Source organism: Sediminibacterium salmoneum NBRC 103935, from assembly GCF_000511175.1.
Taxonomy (GTDB): domain Bacteria; phylum Bacteroidota; class Bacteroidia; order Chitinophagales; family Chitinophagaceae; genus Sediminibacterium; species Sediminibacterium salmoneum.
The window spans coordinates 645394-651432 of sequence record NZ_KI866530.1 but is presented as its reverse complement, the minus strand read 5'-3'; the positions used below and the strand labels follow the sequence as shown (position 1 = coordinate 651432).

The window sequence follows — 6039 nt, the reverse complement described above, 5'->3', positions numbered from 1 at the left end:
ACCTTTGCATCAATGAAAAGCCCTTTTCAGCCCCAGACCAATTTAACCATGATGGCCGAATACGCCGCCAGTCACCAGCAGGAAAATGATCGTTTTAGCGCTTTTATCAAGGAATTCAACGACGAGGAAATAGATGCCAAAGTTCAGGAACTGGATGCGCTGATTAGTCCAACCATCTCTTGCACAGACTGTGGCAATTGCTGCAAAAGTTTAATGGTTTGCCTGAACGAGGGCGAAGCAGACCGATTGTCCGGACACCTGAAAATGAACCGATCTGATTTTGATGAAGCCTATTTAGAAAAAGGCAGCAATGGTTTAATGATTATGAACCGGATGCCCTGTCCTTTTTTATCTGATAATAAATGTTCCGTTTACGAATACCGCTTTGAGGGATGCAAGGAATTTCCGGCCTTGCATATGCCTCATTTCAAGCGAAGAATTTTTACCACCTTCATGCATTATGATCGCTGTCCTATCATATTCAATGTGGTGGAGGCCCTGAAAGATGAAATGCACTTTAGCAAAGACCAGTAACCCGTTTAATATGTCTGTACTATTTGGAATTGATCATCTGTTACAATTGGCTGCCGTTGAATGGAAGAAGAGTAAAATTGGCTTAGTAACCAATGAAGCAGCCACCACACATGCAATTGAGCCTACCAGACTGGTTTTGCAACAGGCCGGATTTAATATCCGTAAACTGTTTTCGCCGGAACACGGCCTGAATGTAAAAGGAGCAGATGGGGCGCCTATGCACAATGGCGTTGATGAATTAACCGACCTGCCTGTCATTAGTTTATATGGACAAAAATTAGCTCCGGATCAAACAGATTTGGAAGATCTGGATTGTCTGGTTTTTGATGTACCTGATGTGGGGGTTCGATTTTATACCTACTTGTGGACGCTTAGTTATTTATTGGAAGCCTGTGCAAAATACCGGAAGCCCCTGATTATACTGGATCGCCCCAACCCCATTTCCGGATTGGCCGATTTACAGGAAGGTCCTTTTCTGGAGGAACTCTGTGCCTCTTTTATCGGCAGATGGAATATTCCTTTACGCCATAGTTGTACTTTAGGAGAATTGGCTTTGTATTTCAATGAAACCAGGGGGATTAAAACCGACCTTACGGTGATACCCTGCCAGCATTGGAGCAGGTCGATGTTCCAGTCCGATTGGGAAATACCTTTTGTTCCTACTTCTCCTGCTATACAAACTGCGGAGTCTTTATTGCTATATCCCGGACTTTGCTTACTGGAAGCCACGAATCTTTCTGAAGGAAGATCCACCGATTTTTCTTTTGAAGCAGTTGGTGCACCCTGGTTGCAACATGAAAAACTGGCCAGACAAATCAATCAATTGTTTGGTGAAGAACTGGAAGCCAAACCAGTTCATTTTATTCCGCAGGATGCCAAATTCGCAGGTGAACAATGCAATGGGGTTCATTTTAAAGTGAAGTATCCGGATACATTCAAACCCGTTTTCTTTGGGTTGGTTTTAATTAGAATCATTAAAGACATGCAACCCGATTCCTTTGCATGGGCAGGATATAAAACCTATGTGAACCCAAATGGAATAAACCATTTGGACAAACTTACAGGAATAGCCGATGCAGAAAAATTATATGAGTTACCGATGCCCTCGTTTCTGCAACAATGCACAAAAATTACATCTGTACCCGGCTGGAATAAAGCCATTGAGCCTTATCTTTTGTATTAATCTGCCAGCACTAATCTTCCTGTTTCAATAAACCCCTGACTACCACGCTGGCGGCCATGCATCCGAAAATGGCAGGCATATAGGAAATGGTACCGATGATAGACTTTTTGGGATAGGCTTTTTCGGTTTCAATAATGCGGGACTGATCTACTCTTTCGGCACTGAACACCACGGTTACGCCCTTGTATATTCCGAAACTGTGCAGTTTTTTCCGAACATAACTCGCCAGGTTACACTGATAGGTTTTGGAAATATCTGTAATTACTACTTGAGAAGGATCTACTTTTCCACCTGCCCCCAATGAACTCACCATCGGTATTTTCCTGTCGAGGCAGGCTTTAATAAAATACACTTTGGGAGACAATGTATCAATGCAATCCACTGCAAAATCATATTGGGCTTCATCAAGCAGCTCACCCGTAATTTCATCTTTAATGTAAATAGACTTTACAATCAATTCAATATCAGGATTAATGTCCTTTAATCTTTCGGCCATTACTTCCGACTTTAGTTTGCCGGCAGTAGAATGAAGGGCCGGAATCTGACGGTTGGTATTGCTTAAGTCAACGGTATCTGCATCTACAATGGTCATTTTACCCACACCTGCCCTGGCAATCATTTCCGCACAAATACCACCCACACCACCTAAACCAACCACGAGCACATGTTTTTTCTGCAAGGTTTCAATGGGTTCATCTCCCAGCAATAACTGGGTTCTGCTCATCCAGTAAGGAATCATTCGTCTGAATTTATATTGAGAATAATTTAATTTAACTTGGTAAAGTATAGGCAGTCCGTTTGATTTGCATATACCTAATTTAACAAGCGCAAAAATGAAGGTATGAAGTCATATTTAAAAATATTTTTAGTAGCCATCCTGGCTCATTGCTGTTTTGGAGTGGCCGCGCAAACCCATCCGGGTATTGAGGTATTAACACAGGGCAACAAGATCAGTATCCGTGGATTAAGTGTGGTATCAGACCAAATATTCTGGGTCAGTGGCAGCAATGGCATGGTGGGCAAATCTATCGATGGAGGAAAAAATATTCAATGGATGCAGGTTCCCGGATTGGAGAAAAGAGATTTCAGAGACATAGAAGCTTACAGCGACCAGGTTGCCATTATTATGGCCATTGCCGAACCAGCAATGATTTTAAAAACAAAAGACGGTGGCAACAGCTGGTACACCGTTTTTAATGACAGTACCAAGGGCATGTTTTTAGATGCCATGCATGCAAAGGGAAAAAACATTCAGGTTGTGGGTGACCCAATCAACGGCAAAGCTTTTTTTGCTACAAGTAACAATGAAGGCGAAACATGGGAAAACCAACTTAAAGATGGAATTCCTTTGCAGGAAGGGGAAGCTTTTTTTGCCTCCAGTGGAACTAACCTGCAAATCGTTTCATCAGACAAACAATTTAAATCGGCTACCTGGATGGTTACAGGTGGAAAGGCTTCCAGAATCATCAATGCTAGAGATCAGCGGGACAGCTATGCATTACCGCTTTTGCAGGGAAAAGAATCAACAGGAGCCAATTCCATAGACATCAGTCCTTCCGGCAAATTTGCCTTTATTGTAGGCGGAGATTTTGCCAGAGATACCGTTAGAGAGGGCAATGCAGTAAAAGTTGAGTTCGGAAAAAGCATCCATTTTACTCAACCCGTTATACCCCCGCATGGTTATAAATCCAGTGTTAATTACCTCAATGAAAATACATTAATCAGCTGCGGCACTTCGGGCGTTGATATTTCCCGCGATGGTGGCATGCATTGGAACAATATCAGTAAACTCAGCTTTCATGTGGTGCAAAAAGCCAAAAAAGGAAACGCTGTTTTCCTTGCCGGCGGTGGCGGCAGAATTGCCAGGCTACTTTTTGAGTAAGTCCTGAAACTTCTCAACCATTTTATAGGTAGCCGGACAGTAGTCAATATTCTGTTGGTGCACATGAATATATTCTACCATCTTTTTCTTTTTCAGATGCGGAAAACCGGAACAATCTTCTGGTCTAACTTCATAAATACTGCACATATTATTGGTCAGATTCAGAAACTGGCAAGGTTGTTTTTTATTCATCCAATCACCATCTTCCTCTTCAAAGTACAACCATTTTTCCTTGAACTCTGCAACCGACATTTCCAAATGAGCAGCAATGCGCTTGAGATCTTTTGCATTAAAAGTAGGGCTCATCGACTTACAGCAATTGGCGCAGCTAAGGCAATCTACTTCCTTCCAAACTTCGGCATCTACTTTTTCTGCCATTTTATCCAAACCCTTAGGGGGATTCTTTTCAATCTTACCCAAAAACTTCTTCATGCTTTTGGCGTTATGACGTACTTTCTGCTTAAAGGATCTAAGATTAACTAACATAAACACGAATATAATGATATAGCTGTTATCTTTATCAACCATGTGGACAGCGTATAAAAAAGGATTCAAAGCTTATCTGCAACTGGAGAAATCACTTAGTGAACATTCCGTAGAAGCATACCTGCATGACATTGAAATGCTAACCAGCTTCTTAGCTACTTTAGAACAACAAAAAGCACCATCTGATATTGTTTTAAAAGACTTACAGGCATTTATACAGTGGATCAATCAGCTGGGAATGACTGCCAGCTCTCAGTCCAGAATCATTTCCGGCATCCGGAGTTTTTTTAAGTATTGTATCATTGAGCAAATTTGCACCAGCGATCCTTCTGTTTTGCTTACTGTTCCCAAAGCAAAAAGAAAATTGCCCGACACTTTACACTTCAACGAAATTGAAAGTATCATTCAGCAAATTGATTTAAGTACGCCGGAAGGACCCAGAAACACAGCCATACTGGAAACCATGTATAGCTGTGGCTTAAGGGTTAGTGAAGTGGTGGGTTTAAAAATATCAGGACTCTATCTGGACGTTGAATTCATCAAAGTAATTGGAAAGGGAAATAAAGAAAGATTAATCCCCATTGGGAGCTCAGCCATAAAATGCATTAAAATTTACAAGGATCAGGTTAGGGTACATCAGGCTATACAACCCGGATATGAAGATTACTTATTTCTGAATAACAGAGGTAAGGGATTATCCAGGGTAATGATTTTCTACATCATTAAAGACCTGGCGTTGAAAGCAGGTATCACCAAAAGCATATCGCCACACACTTTTCGTCATTCTTTTGCCACCCATCTGGTGGAAGGCGGTGCAGATTTAAGAGCTGTTCAGGAAATGCTGGGGCATGAAAGCATTACCACAACAGAAATATACACGCACCTCGACAATAATTATTTAAGGGATACGCTTCAACGATTTCATCCCGGATATAAATAACCAATTTGTTAAATCGTTAAACAATCTTCCGATTTTTCTAAAAAAATTGCGGCATTTGAAGGGGAAGAACTAAGTTTGACGTTCAAACATTTAATGATATGAAAAAGACTTTACTTGCAGCTGCCTTATTGAGCAGCGTAATGGGTTTTGCACAAATAAGAATGCCCCAGCCTAGTACCACACAGAAAATCTCTCAGGATTTTGGTATGGGAAAAATTGAATTAACTTATTCCCGTCCCAATGTAAAGGGCAGAGCAATGTTAAAAGAAAATTCAGAGTTGGTTCCATTGAATCAATTATGGAGAACGGGTGCAAATGCTGCCACCAGAATTCATTTTTCTGATAAAGTAACCATGGGTGGAACAACCTTAGATACCGGAGCTTATGTTTTATATACTGTACCTGGAGTTGATTACTGGGAAGTAGTGGTAAACAAAGGTTTGAATAACTGGGGTACCGATGGATATAAACAAAGTGAAGACGTGGTTCGCTTCAAGGTTAAAGCAGCAAAAACAACCAGCAATACCGAAACATTCAGTTTCCAGTTTGCCAACGTAGAAGCAGAAAGCATTGATTTGCAATTGAGCTGGGGTAAGGTAGCCGTAAGCATCCCTATCAGCACCAACGTAAAAGACAGATTGCGTGCACAGGTAGAAGCAGCATTAAGTGCTGAAAAAGTAAACCCAAATGTTTACCAGGCAGCTGCTAATTTCTACTATGAGTGGGAAAAGAATTATGCAAAAGCATTACAGAATGTAAACAAGGCAACTGAAGCCAATCCAAAAGCTTTCTGGTTGTTCTTATTAACTGCAAAGATTCAGAAAGACATGGGTCAGAAAGCGGACGCTAAAGCAAGTGCAGAAAAATGTATCAGCATTGCTACAGAAGCCAAGAATGCAGACTATGTAAGAATGGCAAAAGAACTCATCAGCAAATTATAAGTTCGCCCCTTTGGATTGAATCAACTTTAATCCTTCGTAACATACTAATAAAAAAACCAGGTCAATTGACCTG

At 41.1% G+C, this 6039-nt stretch carries 7 protein-coding genes; 5 read left to right on the top strand and 2 right to left on the bottom strand.

The window, feature by feature from the left end:
* Both P767_RS15595 and P767_RS0103240 read left to right on the top strand, forming a co-directional pair.
* Window positions 1-534, top strand: a 534-nt coding sequence (locus P767_RS15595; RefSeq protein ID WP_216593194.1) for a YkgJ family cysteine cluster protein, incomplete at its 5' end; no start/stop codon positions are given.
* A gap of 10 nt (window positions 535-544) precedes the next feature.
* Complete coding sequence (locus tag P767_RS0103240) at window positions 545-1717, top strand: exo-beta-N-acetylmuramidase NamZ family protein (RefSeq protein WP_026763382.1); 1173 nt, start codon at window positions 545-547, stop codon at window positions 1715-1717.
* Between the two features lie 10 nt (window positions 1718-1727).
* Here P767_RS0103240 and P767_RS0103235 read toward each other — a convergent pair whose 3' ends face one another.
* Window positions 1728-2456: a tRNA threonylcarbamoyladenosine dehydratase gene (locus tag P767_RS0103235; RefSeq protein ID WP_026763381.1), complete on the bottom strand. Its 729-nt coding sequence runs from the start codon at window positions 2454-2456 to the stop codon at window positions 1728-1730.
* 102 nt (window positions 2457-2558) lie between these two features.
* On the opposite strand from P767_RS0103235, the gene P767_RS0103230 reads away from it, so the two are divergent.
* On the top strand, window positions 2559-3599 hold the full coding sequence (locus P767_RS0103230) for a WD40/YVTN/BNR-like repeat-containing protein (protein WP_037351595.1): 1041 nt from the start codon (window positions 2559-2561) through the stop codon (window positions 3597-3599).
* Here the strand turns inward: P767_RS0103230 and P767_RS0103225 are convergent.
* Complete coding sequence (locus tag P767_RS0103225; RefSeq protein ID WP_172637506.1) at window positions 3585-4031, bottom strand: YkgJ family cysteine cluster protein; 447 nt, start codon at window positions 4029-4031, stop codon at window positions 3585-3587. The two genes, P767_RS0103230 and P767_RS0103225, sit on opposite strands and share 15 nt — an antisense overlap.
* A gap of 94 nt (window positions 4032-4125) precedes the next feature.
* On the opposite strand from P767_RS0103225, the gene xerD reads away from it, so the two are divergent.
* Together xerD and P767_RS0103215 are read left to right on the top strand one after the other, a co-directional pair.
* The gene (xerD, locus tag P767_RS0103220) at window positions 4126-5025 is read left to right on the top strand and encodes a site-specific tyrosine recombinase XerD (protein ID WP_026763378.1); all 900 of its coding nucleotides are present in this window, start codon (window positions 4126-4128) and stop codon (window positions 5023-5025) included.
* A 98-nt stretch (window positions 5026-5123) separates the two neighbouring features.
* Window positions 5124-5966: a DUF2911 domain-containing protein gene (locus tag P767_RS0103215; protein ID WP_026763377.1), complete on the top strand. Its 843-nt coding sequence runs from the start codon at window positions 5124-5126 to the stop codon at window positions 5964-5966.
* Window positions 5967-6039 lie beyond the last annotated feature (73 nt).